Raw genomic sequence first — 21509 nt, 5'->3', positions numbered from 1 at the left:
CTCGTCCGGCCGGCGTCACCGCGACGTCGGCCGGACAGCTCTCATCCGGGCGAGCCGGTCCGTCAGCAGGGCTGCCGGCGGGATCACGAGCAGGCCGCAGCCGAAGCCGCCGAGCGTGTCGGTGGGATAGTGCGCGGTCAGGTGGATCTGGGCCCACGCCATCAGGCCGCCACCGACCAGGGCCGCGGCCAGCACGATCGCTGTACCCACGATCCGCCCGGCACGCAGCAGGTCCGCCAGCAGCAGCCCGAGGACCATCGCCGCTGCGGTGGCCGCCGCGGTGTGGCCGCTCGGGTACGACAGGAAGTCGTCGTGGATCCGGCGGTCCACCAGCGGCTTGAGCACGGTCGTGAGCGCGCTGGTCGCCACGATGCCCAGGACGGCCACGACGGCCAGCCGGCGGCGTCCGGCGATCAGGCAGAGCGCGGCGACGGCGACGACCAGTATGGTCCGGCCGAGTGGTTCGCCGAGCCAGTCCAGGGCGCGGATCAGGTTCCACGCGTCGGCGGGTGAGTCGTCGACGACGTTCTGGACCCGGGTGTCCAGCCGGCTCGGACCGGTGTCACCGGCGTACAAGATGGCCGGGACGATCGCCAGGACCGCTCCGAGAATTGCGAGTACGGCGACCGGCCGGCGAAGCTCCGGTGGCACCGCGGGCCGGGTGGCCGCACGCGGCTGGGCAGCCCCGCTCGCAGCATGCTCCGACAGCATTCCCCACCCCCGACGCAAATTCTATCCAAGGGTTGTCGAGTCGCCGTCGCCGACGGCCCGCGCGCGTAGTACTGTGCGATGTCGCTCCGCCGACAGGCGGGTGAACTCCTGGGGATGTGAGGCACGTAGGTTTGCCGTCACCTTTGGTGACGATCTCCGTTGACAGTTCTGACAGGGAGACTGCGGACTGCGCCGGGCACGCACCGTGTTCGGACGTTGGCAGCGCGAGACGAGGGGCCGGTGTGAGCGGAGCAGAGGCGCCGGACGCGGTCGATGGGCGCCGGCCGCTCTGGGTGGTGCCGCACGAGGTGCCCGCGATCGTCCCGCTTCCCTCGCGGTCGACCGAGCCGCGCTGGGTAGGTGTGTATCGCTGGGCCGCAGTTGGCGGCGATCTGCTGGCCGCGATGCTCGGTGTCTCGATCGCACTGCTGACCCGGTTCGGCTACCACGTCGGCAGTGGCTACCTGATCGTGAGCAGCATCCTTCCGCTGGCCTGGGTCGGCGCGGTCGCGCTGTCGAAGGGCTACGACCCGCGGTACTTCGGCGCCGGTCCGGACGAGTTCCGTTCGCTGCTGCGTTCCGGTGTCGGCCTCACGGCAGCCGTCGCGATGGCGTCGTACGTGACCAAGACGGAGATCGCCCGCGGCTTCGTCGTACTGGCGATTCCGGTGATGGTCGGATCCGCCTTGGTGCTGAGGTACGCACTGCGGAAGGACTTGCATCGGCATCGGCTCAGAGGCCGCTGTATGCACAGGGTTCTCGTGGTCGGGCGTAACGGTCCGGCCGCGACGCTGTGTGAGCACTTGGAGAGCCGCCCGACCGACGGGTACCGCGTGGTGGCGACGTGCCGGCCGCGCGGCGACGGGCAGGCGAATGGACCACTGCAGCCGGAAGAGCTGGACGAGCCGGACATTCTGGCCGCCGCCGACCGGCATGCGGTCGAGGTGGTCGCCATCGCGACCGATCCCGAGCTGGCCGGGCAGTCGCTGCGCCGGGTGTCCTGGGCGCTGGAGCAGCGTGGCATCGAGCTGATCGTCTCGCCCGGCATCATCGAGGTGGCCGGCCCGCGGATCTCGGTCCGCCCGGTTGCCGGCCTGTCGCTGCTGCACCTCGAGCGCCCGTCGGTGAGTGGCGGACCGCACCTGATGAAGGCCGTCTTCGACCGCGTCATCGCTCTGGGATTCATCATCCTGCTGGCCCCGGTGCTGATCGGGCTGGCGGTCGCCGTCCGCTTGTCGAGCCCTGGTCCGGTGCTGTTCCGGCAGCAGCGGGTCGGCCGGGCCGGTGTCGAGTTCACGATGCTGAAGTTCCGCAGCATGTACGCCGACGCCGAGCAGCGGCTCGGTGATCTGTACGCGTTGAGCGACGGCAACGGTGTGATCTTCAAGATGCGCGACGACCCGCGGATGACTCCGCTCGGCCGGTGGATCCGGCGGTTCTCGCTCGACGAGCTTCCCCAGCTGTTCAACGTGCTGCGCGGCGATATGTCCCTGGTCGGCCCGCGCCCGCCGCTGTCGGAGGAAGTCGCCCTGTACGCCGCGGACGACTCGCGGCGGATGCTGGTCAAGCCCGGGATCACCGGCCTGTGGCAGATCAGCGGCCGCAGCGACCTGTCCTGGGACGAGTCGGTCCGGCTCGACCTGCGGTACGTCGACAACTGGTCGATGACCCTTGATCTGCTGATCCTCTGGAAGACCGTGCGCGCGGTGATCTATGGCGCGGGAGCATACTGATGGACCTTCACGCACCGGTGTACATCGCCGGTCACCGCGGCCTGGTGGGCTCCGCGATCTGGCGCCGGATGGAAGCGGCCGGCTACACGTACCTGATCGGCGCCCCGTCGTCCGAGCTGGACCTGCGCGACCGCGCGGCGACGTTCAAGTTCCTGGCCGAGCACCGGCCGGCCGTGGTGATCGACGCGGCCGCTCGGGTCGGCGGCATCCTGGCGAACCGGGACCACCCGACCGAGTTCCTCAGCGACAACCTCCGCATCCAGGTCAACCTGATGGACGCGGCGCTCGAGGTCCGGACGCGGCGGCTGCTGTTCCTCGGGTCCTCGTGCATCTACCCGAAGTACGCCGAGCAGCCGATCCGCGAGTCGAGCCTGCTGACCGGTGAGCTCGAGCCGACCAACGATGCCTACGCGATCGCGAAGATCGCCGGGATCATGCAGGTCCAGGCCGTGCGGCGCCAGTACGGACTGCCCTGGATCTCGGCGATGCCGACGAACCTGTACGGCCCGAACGACAACTTCGACCCGACCAGTTCGCACGTGTTGCCGGCGCTGATCCGCCGCTTCGACGAAGCCCGGCGTACTGATGCCCCTGAGGTCGTGCTGTGGGGGAGTGGTACGCCGCGGCGCGAGTTCCTGCACGTGGACGACCTGGCCGACGCGTGCCTGCACCTGCTCGACTCCTACGACGCGCCGGAGCCGATCAACGTCGGTGTCGGTGCGGACGTGACGATCCGCGAGCTGGCCGAGCTGGTCGCTCGCGTCGTCGGTTACACCGGTGCCATCAGCAACGATCTGTCCAAGCCGGACGGCACCCCGCGCAAGCTGCTCGACGTGAGCCGGCTGCTGGCGCTGGGCTGGAAGCCGTCCGTCGACCTCGAAGACGGTGTAGCCGCCACTTACGCCTGGTATCAGGAGCATGTCTCGTGAAAAAGGCGTTCGTTACCGGGATTACCGGTCAGGACGGGTCGTACCTGGCGGAGCTGCTGCTCGCCAAGGGCTACGAGGTGCACGGTCTGATCCGGCGCGCTTCGACGTTCAACACGCGGCGGATCGACCATCTGTACGAGGATCCGCACGCCAAGGACAAGCGGCTGTTCCTGCACTACGGCGACCTGACCGACGGGTCGCGACTCGTCACGCTGCTGGCCTCGATCCAGCCGGCCGAGGTGTACCACCTGGCCGCGCAGAGCCATGTCCGGGTCTCGTTCGACGAGCCGGAGTACACCGGTGACACCACCGGGATGGGTACGACGCGACTGCTCGAGGCGATCCGGATGATCGAACTGGACTGCCGGTTCTACCAGGCATCGTCGTCGGAGATGTTCGGTGCGACGCCACCGCCGCAGAACGAGGAGACCCCGTTCCACCCGCGGTCGCCGTACGGCGCGGCGAAGCTCTACGGCTACTGGATGACCCGGAACTATCGCGAGGCGTACGACATGTTCGCGGTGAACGGGATCCTGTTCAACCACGAGAGCCCGCGCCGCGGTGAGACGTTCGTGACCCGGAAGATCACCCGCGCGGTCGCCGCGATCAAGCTCGGACGGCAGGACCGGCTGTATCTGGGCAACCTGTCCGCCTGCCGCGACTGGGGCTACGCGCCGGAGTACGTCGAGGGCATGTGGCGGATGCTGCAGCACGACACCCCGGCCGACTACGTGATCGCGACGGGAACGTCGTACTCGGTCAAGGATTTCGTCGCACTGGCCTTCGACCACGTCGGCCTGGACTGGGAGGAGTACGTCGACTACGACGCGCGGTACGAGCGTCCCACCGAAGTGGACTCACTGATCGGGGACGCGTCCAAAGCCACCTCCGAGCTCGGCTGGAAAGCCCAGGTTCACGTGCCCGAGCTCGTCCGGATCATGGTCGACGCGGATCTGGCCGCGCTGACCCCAGAGGACTGACTGATGACCGACATGCAGACGGCAGCCACCATCGCGGACCGCGTCGATGTGCTGGGTATCCATGTCAGCGTGACGAATCTGGACCACACGGTCGCCACGTTCGCTCGCTGGATCGACAACGACGACCGGCACCTGGTGTGCGTGACCGACATGAACGCGCTGCTGCACGCGCGTGCCGACGAGCGGCTCACCGAGGTCTACAACACGGCCGGCCTGACGGTTCCCGATGGCATGCCGTTGGTGTGGGCGGGTAAGAAGGCCGGGTTCGAGCGGATGGACCGGGTCGCCGGACCGGATCTGCTCGAGCGGGTGATGGCCGAGGCCGCCGAGCGTGGCTGGACGCAGTACTTCTACGGTGGTGCCGAGGGTGTGGCCGCGGAGCTGCGGGAGAACTTCCAGGAGCGTCATCCCGCGTTGAAGGTGGTCGGCACCGAATGCCCGCCGTACCGGCCGTTGACGGAGGCCGAGGACGCCGCGGTGGTCGCGCGGATGAACGAGGCGCGGCCGGACATCATCTGGGTCGGACTCGGCGCCCCCAAGCAGGAGCGCTGGATGGCCGACCACCGGGATCGGCTGAGCGCCTCGATCCTGATCGGCGTCGGCGCCGCGTTCGATTTCCACACCGGCCGGCTGGACCGGGCGCCGCTGTGGATGCAGCGCGCCGGGCTGGAGTGGAGCTACCGGCTCTACAAGGAGCCCAAGCGACTCTGGCGGCGGTATGTGCTGGGCATCCCACGTTTCGCCCTGGGCATCCTCCGCCATCCTCCGCGGTCCCTCTAGAGTGCTGGAGTGAAGTTCCGGCGGCCGAAGCTACGTCGGCTGGCCGGACCGGCCGGTCGTGCGAGCTGGGGTCTGGCCGACCAGGCGTTGTCGAGCCTGAGCAACCTCGCGGTCGGGGTGGTGGTCGCGCGGTCCAGTACGGTCGCCGACTTCGGTGTCTACGCGCTGGCGTTCGGCGGTTACACGATCGCGCTCAACGTGTCCCGTGCGATCGCGACCGAGCCGCTGGCCGTCCGCTACTCCGGTGAGCGATCGCCCGACTGGCAGCGAGCGGTTCGAGCCAGTACGGCGACCGCACTGCTGGCCGGATTCCTCGCACTCCTGGTGGGCCTGGCGATCGCGGCGTTCCCGGGGGTGCCGTCTCGTGGAGTGCTCATTGCGTTTGCGGTGACGATGCCGGGATTGCTGCTCCAGGATGCGTGGCGGTGGGCGTTCTTCGTCGTCGGCGAGGGCCGTCGGGCGTTCGTGAACGACCTGGTCTGGTTGCTCGCGATGCTGGCGATCTTCGGCGGGCTCTATCTCACCGATACGGCGTCGGCGTTCTCGCTGACGTTCGCCTGGGGGCTCGGTGCGGTGATCGCGGCAGTAGCTGGGCGGTTCCAGGCCGGCGTGGCGCCACGACGGCAGTTGATCCGCGAGTGGGTACGGCGGAACTGGGATATCACCCCGAAATACATGGGGGAGATGCTCGCGGTCTCCGGCACCATCCAGGTCTACATGGTCGGCATCACCGCCGCCGCGAGTCTCGCCGCCACCGCTGGTATCCGTGGCGCCCAGGTCCTGCTCGGCCCGGTGAACGTTCTCAACCAGGGCATCCGGATGATCTCCGTCCCCGAGGCAGCGCGGGCGCTCCGGCATTCCTACCGTCGACTGTGGCTGGTCGGCCTGGCCATCTCCTTCGGCGTCGGTGCGGGCGCGCTGGCCTGGGGTGCTGTCTTCCTGCTGCTCCCGCCGTTCGTGGGTCGTCAACTCCTCGGCCCGGGCGTCTGGACCCAGGCCCACGAGGTCCTGATCCCCGTCATCCTGCTGCAGGCCCTGGGCGCGTCCAACGCCGGCGCCTTCGCGATCCTCCGCGCCCTCACCGCCGCCACGCGCGGTCTCCGCGTCCGCCTGATCTCATCGGTCATCCTGATCACCTGCGGCATCACCGGCGCCTTCCTCTGGGGCCCCAAAGGCGCCGCCTGGGGCCTGGCCACCGCCTCCTCCATCACCCTCCTCCTCTGGTGGAACGAAGCCCACCGAGCCATAACCGCCCACCGCCGCACCCCACCCCCACCCACTCACCCAGCCCTCCCCTAACCCCTCACCCGCACGTCCGCACCCACGCGAGGGGACATCCCCTGGCGCCAGGCCCGAGGTTGGTGAAGCGGGTGAGGCCTTGCTGACCAACGCCGTTGACCTTGGTGAAGTCACCGCCGACCCACAGATCGCTTCCACCGGTCGCCGAGACGAGACCCCGACGTACAGGCTGGTCCCCTCGATCGCGAGCGCCTTGACCGGCCAGGCCGAGCACGCTGGCGTCGGTCTGCCAGGTCGAGCCGGCGACCATGGTCAGTCCCCGCCCCGGTGCTCACCGGTTGCCTACGGCAAAGGGGGTCTGCCCGAACGGGCAGACCCCCTTTGGCCGGGTATGGAGGACCGGGTTACGGGATCTTTACGGTGACTGACGGGCTCTTCACGATGTTGCGGCCGTCGTGGACCTCGATGTGGAACGTGTACGTCGACCCACGCGTCAGTCCCCGGTTCATGACGGTGTAGGACTTCCGCAGCTCCCAGAAGTACGTCGTGTACTTGGACGATGCGATGAGCGTCGATCCGCGGAACACGTTGTACGTCAGCGACAGGTTGTCCAGGTCGTACACGTCGGAGTACTTCACGTAGACGCGGCCGGCCGACGTCGCCGTCACCATCGGAGTCTTCGGTACGGCGGGAATCGCGCCGCCCGGCGTGTTCGTGAACCGGGTCAGACCGCGCTGCGGCTTGCCGTTCACGTTCAGGAAGTCGCCGCCGACCCAGAGGTCGGTGCTGGTGCCGGCCATCGCCAGCGGCCCGACCTGGGTGGTGCTGCTCTGATCGGCATCGGTGTTCGGGAACCAAGGCCCGAGGTTGCCGTTGATGGCGCTCTCGACCAGCAGATAGTGCGTCCCGGTGCCGTTGCCGAAGGCGCCGGAGGAGCGGCAGTCGTGCGCGTGCGAGCCCTTGTAGACCCAGTCGCCGATCGCCTTGATCGCCTCGGTCGCGCCCAGGCACTTGTTCTGCCAGAGCAGTTGGCCGGTGGACACCTGCGCGGCCAGGACGCCGTCGTAGCAGCCGCTTCCGTCACCGCCGTTGGAGACGAACACCTTGTCGCCGAGGGTGTCGATGTCCTTCACCCGCGTCGTGCAGGTCGCCGTCGGCTTCGGGATCGCCGCCGCGGCCGGGAACGAGTAGGCCGCGCCGGTGGTGGTGTTCAGCATCGCCAGCGAGTAGTGGTCCTGGCCGTTGATCGTGCTGAACGGGCCGCCGACGAAGACCCGGGTGCCGTTGTCGGACACGTCGATCGCGTACACGTCGTTGTTGGCGTTCGGGTTCCACGGCAGCAGGTCGCCCTGGATCAGCCGGACCGCTCCGAGCCGGTTGCGGGCGGTACCGTCGATCGTGCCGAACGCGCCACCGATGTAGACACTGTTGCCGTAGATGGCCAGCGCCTTCACCCGGGCCGCCACGACCGGGTCCCAGGCCGCCACCAGCTTCCCCGTCACGACCGAGAACATCGCGATCTTGCTGCGCTTGATGCCGTTGACGGTGGTGAAGTCACCGCCGATCACGACCCATTTGCCGTCCGCGCTGGTGGCGATGCTGTAGACCGGCCCGTTCAGCGTCGGCGCGAACGCGGTCGGAGCTCCGGTGGTCCGGTTGAATGCCGCGATGTAGGTGCGGACGGACTCTCCCTGGCCGGCCGGCTTGCCCGGCTGCCGGATCTTGGTGAACAAGCCGCCGGCGAAGACCGTGTTGCCACTGATCGCGAGCGCGTTGACGCTGTTGTTGGTCTGCCACGAGGTCTGCTTGATCGCCGAGACGGCGGAGCCGAAGCCCAGAGTCGCCGCCACCACCGGCGGTCCGGAAGGGATCAGCGCCGCGGCCAGTACAGCCGCGCCGGTGACAATGGCCAGCACTAACTTCTTCATTTATGTCCTTCGGACAGGCGGGGGTCGTACAGCGCGTGCCTCATCACGCACCAGCAGCGGACATTAGCGCTGTAGGAGGCCCACTGGAAGCGGACCTCCCACGCGCGTTATGACTTTGTGCCAGAACTCCCAGACAGGGCCGGTCAGCGGGCCACGTAGTGAGACTGCACTTGCGCCGGAGTGAGCGCGTAGGGATAGACCGCGGCCTCGTCGATCCCCATGCCGGTCTGGGTCGCTCCGCCACCCGGCCAGGTGTTGGTGTTGTCGTACCCGACCCGCCACCAGCCGTAGTACACCGAGGCCGATCCGACCAGTGCGCTCCCGGTCAGCATGCCGTCGACGTACAGCTTCATCATGCCGTTGTCGTAGCTGCCGACGACGTGGTGCCACAGCCCGTCGTTCTTGCCGGACGGGCTGGTGAGCGTGCGCTGCGTGCCGTCGTTCACACCGAAGACGATCGATCCGTTGGTGCGCATGTAGAGCATCCGGTCGCCGCCACCGCCGCTGTTGCCGGTCTTGGAGTTGCCGAAGCCGATGATCCGGCCGCCGCGGGCGACGCCGCTCTGCTTCACCCAGGCCTCGACCGTGAACTGCTGCGGCATGCTGTACGCCTTCTCGCCGACCATCCGGCCGGTGGTCGTGCTGACCGTCATCGCGGTGTTGCCCGTGATCGCGCCGGCCGCGCCCAGCGTGACCCCGGTGAACGTGCCGTTGTTGCTCTGACCCGAGGCGTCGACGGAGGTCGTGGTACCGGCTGCTTCGCCGAGCCGCCAGTAGGCCTGCGGACCGTCCGCGTTGATCAGCTGGTCGTACGCCGTCGAGGCCGTGGTGGCGACCGTGATCGGGTCGGAGTAGTTGCCGCGGACCGTCGTACTGCCGTCGGTCACCTCGACCCGGTAGTTGGTCACCTCACCCGGAACCGAGGTGGTGTCGGTGAAGTGCAGCCACGGCCGGTCCCACGGCTTGGAAGTGGCGGTCCAGGTCGCGATCGTGGTGTTGCTGAAGCCCTTCAGCAGCCGGTAGGTCAGCGTGCTGTCGTCGTTGTCGAGCACGGTCGGGAAGTAGATCTGCACCACGCCCGGCTGGACGCTGTAGGGGAGCAGCTTGGCCGGCTTCGCCGGAGCCGCACCCGGGATCGCGTTGGTGAACCGGGTCAGACCCTGCTGGGCCACGCCGTTCACGTGCAGGAAGTCGCCGCCGGCCCACAGGTCGTTGCCACCGGTCGCGAAGGCCAGCGGGCCGACGTTGGTGACGCTGCTCGGGTCGGCGTCGGTGTTCGGGTACCACGGGCCGAGCGACCCGTCGGTCAGCTTCTCGCTCAGCAGGAAGCGGTAGTCGAAGCCCTGCGGGAAACCGCCCGCGCCCTGGTTGGCGCAGTCGTGCGCGTGCGAGCCCTTGTAGAGCCAGCCGTTGACGACCTTGATCGCCTCGGTCGCGCCGAGGCACTGGTTCTTCCACTTCAGCGTGTTGGTCGCGATGTCGACCGCCCAGGTGCCGTCGAAGCAGCCGCCGCCGTCACCGCCGTTGCCGAAGTACACGGTGTCGCCGCTGGCGTCGATCGACTTGACCCGAGTGGTGCACGAGCCGTTCGGCGGCGGTACGGCGGACGCACCGGGGAACGGGAGTACGGCGCCGGACAGCGGGTCGAGGCTGGTCACGGTGTTCTGGTTGGTGCCGTTGACGGTACTGAACTGGCCACCGGCGTAGACCTTGGAGGCGTCGTCGGCGACGTCCACGGCGTACACGTCGCCGTTCGTCGCCGGTGCCCAGGGCAACAGGGTGCCGAGGTCGGCGCTGACGGCCGCGAGCCGCAGCCGGTCCACGCCGTTCACCAGGCCGAACGAGCCGCCGAAGTAGACCGTCGTACCGGACACGGCGATCGACTTGACCCGGAAGGAGACCGAGGGCTTCCAGTTCGCGACGAGGGCGCCGGTGGCGGTGTCGAAGGCGGCGATCCGGTTCCGGGTCTGGCCGTTCACCGTGGTGAAGTCACCGCCGACGAAGATCCGCGAGCCGTCCGCGGTGGCGGCCACTGCGTAGACCTGGCCGTTCAGAACCGGGTTGAACGAGCTGACCAGCGCACCGGTGGTGGCGTCGAACGCGGCCAGGTACGCCTGGGCGACCTCGCCGGTCCCGGCCGCGGCACCCGGCGGACGGACACCGGTGAACCGGCCGCCGGCGTACGCCGTCCCGGCCGCGACCGCGATGCCCTGCACGCTGCCGTTGGTCTGCCACGTCGAACTGTTGACAGCTGAGAGCGAGGCCTCGGTGCTCTGCGCGGGTGGCGCGAACACGAACACCAACGACCCGGCGATGAGAGCGCCCACGATCCCCAGCCGCGCGAACGTCCATCTCTTCTGCATCCTGCGATGTCCCCCTCGGACACGGGCGCCACCCACGGCGCCATCCCTGGTTCTCCAGAACCCCCGAGAGAACCCCCGAGGAGAGAGTAAGGCACGCGACGAGATGCCGTGTCCACAGCGCGCCCTGGTGCCTATATCCTGGGGCGCTGGCGCGAAGGAGTGAGGTAGCAAATGGAACCGGGCACCGTGGTCTGGCGGGAGACCGCCCAGTCACTGCTACGGCAGAAGTGGCTGATCATGGGCTGCATCCTGCTCGGACTGGTCGGCGCCTCGGTGTTCGCGCTCTCCCAGACGACACGCTGGACCGCCTCGAGCCAGCTGGTGATCGGTCCGGCGGTGCCGCCGGCCCTGGTGGGCAAGCTGTCCACGAGCGCCGACAAGACCGGTCCGCTGGGCATGGATCTGCCGGCCGAGACGCAGGCCCGGGTGATGGCCAGCCCGACGCTGCTGCGGGCCGTGGTGAAGTCGCTGGGGATGCCGGACAACGAGGACACCCTCCAGGACCTGGCCGCGGTGACCCGGGTCAAGGCGGTCACCGACAACGCGTACCTGATCACCACCGACGGCCCGACCGCGGAGACGGCGGTCGAGCGGGCCAACGCGATCTCCGCCATCTACCTGCAGCAGCGCAACGACGAGGCCAAGGCGCTGCTGACCAACCTGGCCGAGCAGGCGCAGGCCCGGTCGAAGACCGCCACCCAGCAGTCGCGCAGCCTGGTCAGCCAGATCGACGAGGCGATCCAGCGCGACGACAACCAGACCGCCGCCGCACTGCGCGACCAGCGGGTCGGCCTGGCCACCGAGGCCCGCCAGGCGGCTGACGACGCGGCCGCGATGCTCAAGGCGCTGACGACGGTCGGAGCCGGCAGCGAACTGGTCACCCCGGCCACGACCGACACTGCGAGCTCCTCGCCGATGGTTGCCCGCGACATCTTGGTCGGCGGCATCCTCGGCCTGGTGCTGGGCTTCGGCCTGGCGCTGCTCCGGTCCCACCTGACGCCGTACATCCTGACCCGCGACCAGTCGGCGCGGGCAGCCAGTTCTCCGGTCATCGCGGCGTCGGAGGGCCACCGTCGCAAGTTCTGGCGCCGGGCCGCTCCCGAACTTCCGCAGTACGAGATCACCGCGCTGGGCGCCGAGGCGAGTGGCGCGCTGGCTCGCCGGGAGCTGAACCCGCGGGCCTTCGCCGGCGGCGGCCCGGGCGCTTTGCTGGTCGTCTCCGCATCGCCCACGCCGAACTCGGCGGGCATCGCGCTGGCCATGGCCGAGGCGAACGCCCGTGACGGTCGCGAGACCCTGCTGGTCCTGGCCGACATCGAAGGTCCGCCGGTGCTGCCGCATCTGACCGGTCACGAGGGCCTGACCGACCTGGTGATGGAGCCGGCCGCGACGCGGGCGATCCGGGCGCGGAAGCTGTTCCGCCCGGGTACGGTCGCCGACCTCTACGTGCTGCCGCCCGGTTTGAACCACGAGGAGACCGCCGAGGCGGTTGGCCCGTCGCTGGTGCCGGGCATCGTGGCTGACCTGCCGCCTGGGTACTCCGTGGTGATCCACGGTCCGGCGTCGGTCGGGCGGCACGGCATCACGCCGCTCGCCGCTGCTGTCGATGCGTCGGTACTCGTCGTGCAGGTCGGTCTCGACAAGGAGATGGATGTCGCCCGGCTCACCGGTGCCTTGCAGTTCGCGGGCGCTCCGGTGCTGGGCGTCGTCCTGATCGGCGCCTCGCCGCAGGACGAGACGCTGGGCATCCCGCTGAACTACAAGCCGCTCGACTCGGCTGTGCCGCCGATCCGCTGACTGTGTTGTCATGATGCGGTCCACGATCGCTGCTCCTTACGGCGGTACCCGGTTGGCAACGCCGGTGCCGGGGACGGTCGCGGGGGAGATCGAGAAGCCGGCTTGGTTCTGGCTGGTGCTGTGGTGCCTGTTCGTGCTCGGCGTCCAGCCGTGGTCGTCACGAGTGGCCGCACCGCAGGGGACGACGGGGTCGACGAACAGCGTCATGAAGGGCCTGTTGCTCGGGGCCATCTTCCTGATCGCGCTGGCGGCGACCAAGCCCGGCTTCCGGACCCGGGTGAATCCGGCCGGCTCCATGTACGTGATGTACGTGCTGTTCGCGTGTGCCACCGCGTTCCTGCTGGCGGAGCCGATGGGCCCGTTGACCCGGCTGGCCCGGTTCCTGATCGGGCTGGTGCTGGTCTTCCTGCTCTGGCGGCCGCTGGTGCAGGTTCCGGAGCGGCTGATCCGGGCACACCTCTGGGCGCATCTGTTGCTGGCGGCAACGGTTGTGCTGAGCCTGGCGTACGCGCCGTCGCAGGCGTGGCGGCCGTTGCGGTCGCTCGGTGCCGGGTACCGCCTGCAGGGCGTGATCATCCCGATGCTGCCACCGCGCGTGGGTGAGGTCGGTGCGATCCTGCTCGGGCTGGCGCTGATCGGGCTGATCTGCCGGAAACTGTCGCTGTTCCCGGCCGTGGGGTTGATCGGGCTGGGCGGCGTACTGATCGCGGCGAGCCGGACCCGGACGTCGGCGGCGGCGGTCGCCCTCGGTCTGGTGATCGCGTTGATCGTCACCCGGAAGACGTGGGCCGGACGGATCGCCAGCCTGGCGGTGCCAGGGCTGCTCGGGCTCGCGTTCCTGACGATCGGATCCCTGCACACGTGGTTGCTGCGTGGGCAGGGGACGCAGCAGATCAGTTCGCTCAGCGGCCGGACCACCAGCTGGCAGGCGGTGCTGGACGAGAAGGTGTCCATCCAGACCGCGATCATCGGCCACGGGCTCGGCAACAAACGTGTGCTGCTGCGCCGCGGCGAGGGCGACATCGACGTGATGGCGATCGACAACAGCTGGCTCGGCCTCTACTGGGAGACCGGCCTGCTGGCCGTCACCATCGTCGCGATCGCCCTGATCCTCGCGTGGATCTCGGTGCTCCGCGCGCCCACGCCGTACATCCGGGCCTGCGGCGCACTCCTGCTCGGCTACGTCACCGCCGCCTCGCTCAACGAGAGCGGCCTGTCCGACCTCAGCTCCATGACCTTGCACCTGCTGGTCGCCGCCGCCGTGTGCGACGCCGACCGAATACGTTCGCGAAGTCGCGCGCTAGCCGGTCACTGAGTCCTGGTCGAAGCCCGCCTGCTGCCACTGGGACCATGTCATGGTTCTTCCGCGGAAGGCGAAGCGGTTGGCCGGACTGCCGGCGATCTGGTAGCTGTTGCGGCGGAACGTGACGGCGCCGGGCTTGGTGGGGGAGCCCTTGTTCTCGACCACGCCGGTGGTGGCGGTGGCGTCGGCCATCACGACGGTGTTGCCCTCGATCACGACGCCGGTCAGGACGTAGGTGCCGCGCGGGCCGTCGCCCCGGGTGCGGGACTGGATCGAGATGCCGTTGCGGTTGTCCTTGACCAGGTTGCCGCGGACCTGGACGTCGGCGGAGGTGTTCACGTTGATGCCGCCGCCGTCCCAGAGGCTCCCGCCGGAGCCGCGGCCGGTGCCGAAGCCGTTGTTCTCGACCACGTTCAGGTCGATCAATGCCTGGTAGCTGATCTCGTACCGGATCCCGTCGGCCGCGTTGTCCCGGATCCGGTTCCCGGTGATCCGGCGGTCGTACTCGGCGATGTCGCTCCACATCCCGATGCCGCGGTTCGCCACGATGTCGTTGCCGCTCACCTCACCCGACGACCGGGTCGACTTGATCCCGCCGGACTCCCAGTCCGCGATCCAGAACCCGTCGGTGTTGTTCCGGGTGACCAGGTTCGCGGTGATGCGTACGCCGGCCGACTTGTACTGCCCGATCCCGAGCTGACCGTTGTCCGCGACCGTGTTCCGGCTCAGCGTGGCGCCGTCGCCCTCGATCACCATGATCCCGACCGCGTGGTTCCAGCGGACCTCGTTCCCGGTCACCTTCCACCCGCGGCCGACCTGTAGCGCACCGCCCTGCGCGCGGCTGGCGAAGTGCTCGATCGTCAACCCGGTCACAGTGACGTTGTCGGCCGACTTGTCGATCGCGGTCTGCGTCCGGGAAAGTTCGACCTGATGGCCGTCCGGGTCGTCTCCGACGTACACAGCGTCCGCGGCGTAGTCGCCGAAGAACGTTCCCGGCTTCAGGTCGCTGCGACGCATCACCCGGGTCAGGTGCTTCCCGTCGACGAACACCTGCTCGCCGCGCTGGCACGGCTTGGCCTGGTTGTCCTCACACTGGCCCTTGAGCGGGTACGCCGCCGGCAGCGCACCACGTACCACCCAGGCGTTGCCGGACCGCTTCCATCCGGTCAGCCGCACGGATCCCGTGAGTACGACGCCCGCACCGCCACCGAGCGTGTCACCGGTCCGCGGTTTGATCGTCCGGCTGATCCGGTGCACACCCTTCGCGAAGCAGAACACCGTGCTCTCGGGCGCCGCGTCGATCACCGACTGCGGGTCCTTGCCCACCGGGATCGCGGTTCCCTGGCAGGGCTTCGCGGTACCAGGTCCGGTCGGTCCCAGCGCCGCCGCGGCCGCGGGCGGCGGACCGGTCGGAACGGTCACCGTGGTCGTTGCCGGCCCAGCCGTCTGCGAAGGCTCACCGGAACCCGAGACCGAGCCCGAGTCCGCGCCCGGGGTCCCGGAGTCCGAGCACCCGGCCAGCAGCAACAGCACGACGGCACCACCCGTCGCGACAACCCGACGCCTCATCCACGCCCCTTCTCACCCCCGGCGGACAGATCTGCGTGAGACTACCCGCCCCAAGGCCGACCCCCACCAGCCAGCCCACCTCCCGCCCCACCCACCACCCCAACCCCACCACAACCACCGGCGACCCCGACCAGCCGATCCAATCCCCGGAGCCCCAGAACCTGTCCGAGGTCCCCAGGTGGTGTCCCGCGCCACCGATCACCGTCCCAGCCGATGCACAGCTGCCGGGGCCTGGCTCGGAAACTCGGGACCTCAGACAGGTTATGCATTGTCTGCGGCGCCCGGAACCTCTCCGGGGTCCCGAGAACCTGTCCGGGGTCCCGAGAACCTGTCCGGGGTCCCGAGAACCTGTCCGGGGTCCCGAGAACCTGTCCGGGGTCCCGAGAACCTGTCCGGGTCCCGGGGGTTGTCGCGGGGGGTCGGCAGCGGGGGCTACCGGGGAGGTGGGCGGGTTAGGTCAGGTAGGTATCCCGGGCCAGGTTGTAGGCCAGGTCCTTGGCGACCTGGAAGGCGTCGTCTTCGTCGAGGCGGTGCTGGACGACCAGGTTGGCCAGGTAGCCGGCGTCGATGCGGCGGGCCAGGTCGTGCCGGGCCGGGATGGACAGGAACGCTCGGGTGTCGTCGACGAAGCCGGAGGTGTTGTAGAAGCCGGCCGTCTCGGTGACGAGTTCACGGAACCGGCGCATCCCGTCCGGGCTGTCCAGGAACCACCACGGCGCCCCGAGTCGCACCGCCGGGTACACACCGGCCAGTGGCGCGAGCTCCCGTGAGTACACCGTCTCGTCGACGGTGAACAACACCATCCGGAAGCCGGAAGCGTGCCCGAACCGCTCGAGCAACGGCCGCAGCGACCGGGTGAACTCGGTCGGCACCGGGATGTCATGCCCCTGGTCCGGCCCGTACGTCGCATGGATCGCGGGATCGTGATCCCGCAGCACACCCGGGTGCAGTTGCATGACCAGCCCGTCCTCGGCCGACATCACCGCCGACTGGTAGAGCATGTGGCCCGCGAACGCCGCCGCGTCGTCGACCTGCACGTCACCCTTCAACGCACCCGCGTAGATCCGTGCCGCCTCGGCATCCGACAGCGGTACGGCGGCCGCACTCAGGTGCCCGTGGTCGGTCGCCCGCGCTCCCGCCGCGACGAACGCCTGCCGCCGCTGCCGGATCGCCTGTAGATATCCGTCGTACGTCGAGGTGTCGACGTCGGCCAACGCGCCCAGCTGCTGGGCCAGGTCGGGCCAGCCGGGACGGTCGAGGTGGACGACCGCGTCCGGACGGAAGGTCGGGACCACCCGGCCGGGCAGATCCGCCGCGACCTTCGCGTGCTGGGCGAGGTCGTCGGTCGCCGCGTCCGTGGTGGAGATCAGCTCGATCCCGAACCGGTCGAGCAGCGCCCGCGGCCGGAACTCCGGCTCGGCGATCCGCGCGGAGATCTGGTCGTACAGCTCGTCCGCGGTCTCGGCCGACGGGTGCACCGTCAGGCCGAGGATCTCGGCGAACTCGTGCTCCATCCAGTACCGGCTCGGCGTACCGAGGAAGAGGTGCCAGTTCGAGCAGAACTCCCGCCAGATCTCCCGCGGGTCCGCGTTCGTCGTGCCGTCGCGGCGTGGGAGCCCGAGGCGGTCGGGGGAGATGCCCTGGGAGATCAGCATCCGGGTGACGTAGTGGTCCGGGACGACCAGCAACTCGGCCGGGTCACCGAACGGCGCGTCGGTCGCGAACAGCCCGATGTCGACGTGACCGTGCAGGCACAGCAGCGGCAGGTCCTTGGTCGAGGCGTGGATCCGGCGGGCGACGTCGCGGGCCACGCCGGCAGGCAGGGCGCGGTCCGGATGAGGCTGCAGGGCCTTCGGCATGGGTCCTCCGGGGAGAGTGTCGACTGCAACGAACTCTGCAAAGGATTGCAGTGGTGTTCTGACCGCACAAGTGCTTGTCCACAAGGAGGATATGGCACGCTGTTCCGTGAGCTTGACACTAGACTGCAACCGATTGCAGACTCAGGGGCCCGAGGAGGTGACCATGCCTGCGACGATTCGTGATGTGGCGCGGCTTGCGGGCGTGTCGCCGTCCACCGTGTCCCGGGCGCTCTCGCTGCCGGAGATGGTCAACGCCGCCACCCGCGCCCGGGTGGCCGCCGCGGTCGAGCAGCTCGGCTACCAGCCGAACCGCGCCGCTCGCGGCCTGATCACCGGACGGACCGGCACCATCGGCCTGGTCGTGCCCGACCTGGCCAACCCGTTCTTCGCCAGCGTCACCAAAGGCGTGCAGGCCCGCGCCCGCCGGTCCGACGTCGCCGTGTTCGTCGCCGACACCGACGAGGACGCGGTGGCCGAGGTCGGCCTGGTCCGCGCACTGTCCAAGCAGGTCGACGGAATCATCCTGTGTTCACCCCGCGCCAGTGACGCCGACCTGACCGCGATCGCCCAGGACACGAACGTCGTCCTGGTCAACCGTGCGGCCGAGAACCTCCCCGGCGTCACCTTCGACAACGAGGAGGGCATGCGGCGCGCCGTCGCCCACCTCGTCGCGCTCGGCCATCGACGGATCGCCTGGGTCGGCGGACCGGTCACCTCCTGGTCGACCCAGCACCGCGGCCTGGGCCTGCGCAACGCTGTCGAGAAACACGGCGCCACGTTGCGTCCGGTCGGCAACTTCGCGCCGACGTACGAAGGTGGCATGGCAGCGGCGGACCAGGTCGTCGCGACCGGCGCGACCGCCGTGGTCACCTACAACGACCTGGTCGCGATCGGGCTGCTGGCCCGGTTGCACGCCCGCGGCATCTCGGTGCCCGACGACCTCAGCGTGGTCGGTGTCGACGACATCGCCATGTCCCGGATGGCCCGGCCGGCCCTGACCACGGTCCGGCTGCCGAAACAGGAGGCCGGCCGGATCGCGGTCGAGCTCCTGCTGGCACTGCTCGACGATCCCGACAGCTCGGTCGACACCCGTGGCACCCTGCACGGCGAGCTGATCGTCCGCGACTCCACCGGCCCCGCACCCGACCTTCGCCCAGCACGAACCCGGTGACACAGGACGAAGCACGAACCAGGTGACCCAGAACGAACCAGTGAAAGGTGTCCGAGCTTGAGCAGGCTGAGTCTCACCAACCTCCCCGTCGCCCCCGAGGTCGACCCGCGCGCGTTGTCGGTCGGCATCGTCCACCTCGGGCTCGGTGCCTTCCACCGCGCCCATCAGGCCGTGGTCACCGAGCGGGCCGCGGTCGTCAGCGGCGAGACGCGGTGGGGGATCACCGGCGTGAGCCAGCGCTCCGCGACGGTCCGGGACCAGCTCGCACCCCAGGATGGTCTGTACTCCGTTCTGGAGCGCGGACTGGGTGATCCGTCGGTCCAGGTGATCGGGAGCATCCGTGAAGTCCTGACCGCACCGGACAACCCCGAAGCGGTGGTCGCCCGGATCGCGGATCCGGCGGTGTCCGTGGTCACGCTGACGGTGACGGAGAAGGGCTACCGCGCGACCGGGACCGGGCTCGATCTGAACGATCCGGAGATCCAGGCGGATCTGACCGGCCGGCCGCCGCGGACCGTTGTCGGTCAACTGGCCGCCGGCCTGGCCCGGCGGGTGGAACCGCTGACCATCGTGTCCTGCGACAACCTGGTTGCCAATGGCCCCTTCTTGCGCAAGCTGGTGACCGACTACTTCGAGGCCCTGGGCAAGGTCCCCGAGGTGTTCGAGGCGACCCGGTTCCCGGCCAGCATGGTGGACCGGATCGTGCCGGCGACGACCGAGGCCGACCGCGAGGAGGCTGCCCGGCTGCTCGGCGTACGCGATGAGGCCGTGGTGGTCGCGGAGCCGTTCCTGCAATGGGTGATCGAGGACGACTTCGCCGGTGACCGTCCGGCGTGGGAGCGCGCGGGTGCGGTGCTCACCGCGGACGTGGCGCCGTGGGAGCAGGCCAAGCTGCGGATGCTCAACGCCACGCACTCGATGCTCGCGTACCTCGGTGCGCTGCGTGGCTACGAGACCATCGCCGAGGCGGTCCGCGACGAGGAGTTGTCGGCCCTGGCCCGCGCGCTGATGACCGAGGACGTCGTACCGACTCTGACGCCGCCGGACGGCCTCGACCTGGCCGCGTACGGCGCGACCGTGCTGGAGCGGTTCGCCAACCCGGCGTTGAAGCATCGGACCACGCAGGTCGCGATGGACGGCTCGGTCAAGCTACCGGTCCGGATGCTCGGAACCGTCCGGGACCGCCTGGCGGCCGGCGCCGAACCGCGGGTCATCTCGCTCGCCGTCGCCGCGTGGATGGTCTACGTGCTGACGACACCGACCGTGGACGATCCCCAGGCGGACCGGCTCAAGGCCGCCCTCGCGGGGGCGACAGAGCCGGCCGCCGTGGTCGACGCGCTGCTGGCCGTGGATTCCGTCTTCACGCCGGAGCTGCGCGACTCAGCGGTCTTCCGCGACCTGCTGATCGAGCACGTCAGCGCACTCTCGTCAGCACGCCGGTAGCGTCGTCCAGGATCGCCTTCCCGATCGTGAAGGCGCTCGAGGTGTCCTGACCCGCCTGGCGCCACTGCTGGGCGGTGTACCGCTGACCGGCCTTCTGGAACCGCTCGGCGGCCAGGCTGTCCAGGATGTAGGTGTTGCCGTTCAGCGTGACCTCACCGGCGGGGATGACGGCGCCGGCGTTCTGCACCATGCCGGTCGCGGTGGTGCCGCCGCGCATCGTCACCTTGTTGCCGGAGACAACGATGTCGCGGAGTACGTTCGTCCCCCACGGGCCGGACCCGCGGGTGCGGGACTGGATCGAGATGCCGTTCACGTTGTTCGCGACCACGTTGTCACGGACCTGCACGTTCGACGACGTGTTGACGTTGATCCCGCCGCCGTCCCACAGCGACGTCCCCGAGCCGCGGCCGGTGCCGAAGCCGTTGTCGCTGATCACGTTGTCCTCGATCACGCCGTTGCGGCCGATCTCGTAGCGGATCCCGTCCGCCACGTTGTCGAGGATCTGGTTGCTGTTGAACGTGCGGCCGTCGTCGTACGCATCGCTCCACAGTCCGACACCGCGGTTGTACTGGATCAGGTTGCCGGTCACCCAGCCACCGCTCGACCACGTGGTCTTGATCCCGCCCGACTCCCAGTCCGCGATCCAGAAGCCGTCGGTGTTGTTGTAGCTGACCTCGTTCGCGGAGATGGTCCCCTTGAGCGTGCTGTACTGCCCGACTCCGAGTTGGCCGTTGGAGTGGATGTGATTCCTCTCGAGGACGGCGCCGTCCGCGTTCACGAGCATCGCGCCGACCGCGTGGTTCCAGCGGATGTCGTTGGCAATCACCTTCCAGCCCAGGCCGAGCACCACCGCACCGCCTTGCGGCGGGGTGGCGAAGTGCTCGATCGTCAGCCCGCGCACGGTCACGCCGGTCGCGCTGGACTCGATCGCGGTCGGCGTCTTCGACATCTCCACCGCGTGCCCGGCCGGGTTGCTGCCCAGGTAGATCGCGTTCGCCGCGTAGTCGGCGTAGAAGGTGCCGGGGGCAACCTTGTCGAGGGTTGCCACCCGGGTCAGGTGCTTGCTGTCCAGGAAGAGCTGCTCGGCCAGGTAGCAGAGGTTCGCCGTGTTGTCCTCGCACTGCCCGGTCTTCGCGTACGCCGGGGGCAGGGCTCCCGTGGTCACCCAGTCACCGTTGTTCGCCGACCACTTGGTCAGCCTGACCGACCCCGTGAGTACCGCGCCCTTGTCGCTGGCGAGCACCTGGTTCGCCTTCGGGCGGATGGTCTCGCTGATCCGGTGCCAGCCGCCGGTGAAGCAGAACGTCGTCCCGGCCGGCGCGTCCTCGACGACCTGGGCGGCGTCCTGGGCGGTCGTGATCGTGACGCCCGAGCAGGCCGGCGCCTGCGACGGACCGGACCGGAAGGTGCCGTCGGCCGGGGGAGGAGTGGTGGGGGCGGGTGGTTGTGGCGTCGTCGCCGGATCGTCGGCCAGGATGCCGGGGATCACGTCGTCGGCGGAGATCGGCGAGCCGTTCGCGGGTAAGGAGGTGACGGCAACGGTCAAGGTGCCGGTCGCAACGATCGCCAGAAACGCAGTAGCTGTCTTCATAGAGCGGAGCCTCCGGTGGCACAGGTGAGCCCTGAGCGCACCCCCCATGGCGCGGCTTTGCTCCGCAGACTACTACTACCTCACGTAGTCAAGGCAATACCTTCCGCACAATT

16 protein-coding genes are annotated in these 21509 nt (G+C 69.2%); 9 read left to right on the top strand and 7 right to left on the bottom strand.

Translation table 11 applies throughout. The features are described from left to right. Nucleotides 1-15: 15 nt before the first annotated feature. Complete coding sequence (locus AB0E63_RS05850; RefSeq protein WP_360361969.1) at nt 16-711, bottom strand: phosphatase PAP2 family protein; 696 nt, start codon at nt 709-711, stop codon at nt 16-18. 242 nt (nt 712-953) lie between these two features. Here AB0E63_RS05850 and AB0E63_RS05845 point away from each other — a divergent pair, with 242 nt between their 5' ends. From AB0E63_RS05845 to AB0E63_RS05825, 5 genes are read left to right on the top strand one after another with little or no spacing between them, the layout of a single operon-like run. Next, nucleotides 954-2444 (top strand): sugar transferase, encoded by a 1491-nt coding sequence (locus tag AB0E63_RS05845; protein WP_360361966.1) that lies wholly within the window; start codon nt 954-956, stop codon nt 2442-2444. Continuing rightward, complete coding sequence (locus AB0E63_RS05840; RefSeq protein WP_360361963.1) at nt 2444-3373, top strand: GDP-L-fucose synthase; 930 nt, start codon at nt 2444-2446, stop codon at nt 3371-3373. Before AB0E63_RS05845 ends, AB0E63_RS05840 begins: the two co-directional genes overlap by 1 nt. After that, complete coding sequence (gmd, locus tag AB0E63_RS05835) at nt 3370-4353, top strand: GDP-mannose 4,6-dehydratase (RefSeq protein WP_360361960.1); 984 nt, start codon at nt 3370-3372, stop codon at nt 4351-4353. Before AB0E63_RS05840 ends, gmd begins: the two co-directional genes overlap by 4 nt. A 3-nt stretch (nt 4354-4356) precedes the next feature. After that, nucleotides 4357-5133 (top strand): WecB/TagA/CpsF family glycosyltransferase, encoded by a 777-nt coding sequence (locus tag AB0E63_RS05830; RefSeq protein WP_360361957.1) that lies wholly within the window; start codon nt 4357-4359, stop codon nt 5131-5133. 9 nt (nt 5134-5142) lie between these two features. Then, nucleotides 5143-6432 carry a hypothetical protein gene (locus tag AB0E63_RS05825; RefSeq protein WP_360361954.1) on the top strand — a complete coding sequence of 430 codons (1290 nt, stop codon included), beginning with the start codon at nt 5143-5145 and terminating at the stop codon, nt 6430-6432. Nucleotides 6433-6436: 4 nt separating this feature from the next. Here the strand turns inward: AB0E63_RS05825 and AB0E63_RS05820 are convergent, their stop codons facing one another. The 3 genes from AB0E63_RS05820 to AB0E63_RS05810 form a co-directional block, all read right to left on the bottom strand. Then, nucleotides 6437-6682 carry a hypothetical protein gene (locus AB0E63_RS05820; protein WP_360361952.1) on the bottom strand — a complete coding sequence of 82 codons (246 nt, stop codon included), beginning with the start codon at nt 6680-6682 and terminating at the stop codon, nt 6437-6439. Between the two features lie 94 nt (nt 6683-6776). Next, entirely contained in the window at nt 6777-8300 is a 1524-nt protein-coding gene (locus AB0E63_RS05815; protein ID WP_360361949.1) for a fibronectin type III domain-containing protein, read from the bottom strand. Between the two features lie 143 nt (nt 8301-8443). Continuing rightward, entirely contained in the window at nt 8444-10663 is a 2220-nt protein-coding gene (locus AB0E63_RS05810; RefSeq protein ID WP_360361946.1) for a LamG-like jellyroll fold domain-containing protein, read from the bottom strand. A 171-nt stretch (nt 10664-10834) separates the two neighbouring features. Between AB0E63_RS05810 and AB0E63_RS05805 the strand changes: the two genes are divergently transcribed. Next, a complete protein-coding gene (locus tag AB0E63_RS05805; RefSeq protein WP_360361943.1) occupies nt 10835-12460 on the top strand; it encodes a Wzz/FepE/Etk N-terminal domain-containing protein in 1626 nt (541 codons plus the stop codon). Between the two features lie 10 nt (nt 12461-12470). Continuing rightward, nucleotides 12471-13775 (top strand): hypothetical protein, encoded by a 1305-nt coding sequence (locus tag AB0E63_RS05800; RefSeq protein ID WP_360361940.1) that lies wholly within the window; start codon nt 12471-12473, stop codon nt 13773-13775. Here AB0E63_RS05800 and AB0E63_RS05795 read toward each other — a convergent pair. Both AB0E63_RS05795 and uxaC read right to left on the bottom strand, forming a co-directional pair. Further along, a complete protein-coding gene (locus AB0E63_RS05795) occupies nt 13761-15332 on the bottom strand; it encodes a right-handed parallel beta-helix repeat-containing protein (protein ID WP_360361937.1) in 1572 nt (523 codons plus the stop codon). The genes AB0E63_RS05800 and AB0E63_RS05795 overlap by 15 nt on opposite strands. A gap of 452 nt (nt 15333-15784) precedes the next feature. Next, a complete protein-coding gene (gene uxaC / locus AB0E63_RS05790; protein WP_360361934.1) occupies nt 15785-17191 on the bottom strand; it encodes a glucuronate isomerase in 1407 nt (468 codons plus the stop codon). A 163-nt stretch (nt 17192-17354) separates the two neighbouring features. Here uxaC and AB0E63_RS05785 point away from each other — a divergent pair, with 163 nt between their 5' ends. Together AB0E63_RS05785 and AB0E63_RS05780 are read left to right on the top strand one after the other, a co-directional pair. Then, on the top strand, nt 17355-18362 hold the full coding sequence (locus AB0E63_RS05785; protein ID WP_360361932.1) for a LacI family DNA-binding transcriptional regulator: 1008 nt from the start codon (nt 17355-17357) through the stop codon (nt 18360-18362). 57 nt (nt 18363-18419) lie between these two features. Beyond that, a complete protein-coding gene (locus AB0E63_RS05780; protein WP_360361929.1) occupies nt 18420-19805 on the top strand; it encodes a mannitol dehydrogenase family protein in 1386 nt (461 codons plus the stop codon). On the opposite strand, the gene AB0E63_RS05775 is transcribed toward AB0E63_RS05780, so the two are convergent. After that, nucleotides 19777-21396 carry a right-handed parallel beta-helix repeat-containing protein gene (locus tag AB0E63_RS05775; RefSeq protein ID WP_360361926.1) on the bottom strand — a complete coding sequence of 540 codons (1620 nt, stop codon included), beginning with the start codon at nt 21394-21396 and terminating at the stop codon, nt 19777-19779. The two genes, AB0E63_RS05780 and AB0E63_RS05775, sit on opposite strands and share 29 nt — an antisense overlap. Nucleotides 21397-21509 lie beyond the last annotated feature (113 nt).

Origin of the sequence: Kribbella sp. NPDC026596 (assembly GCF_040638415.1) — a bacterium.
GTDB lineage: Bacteria > Actinomycetota > Actinomycetes > Propionibacteriales > Kribbellaceae > Kribbella.
Note: the sequence above shows the minus strand (reverse complement) of the source record. Positions and strands in the feature narration are given on the sequence as shown.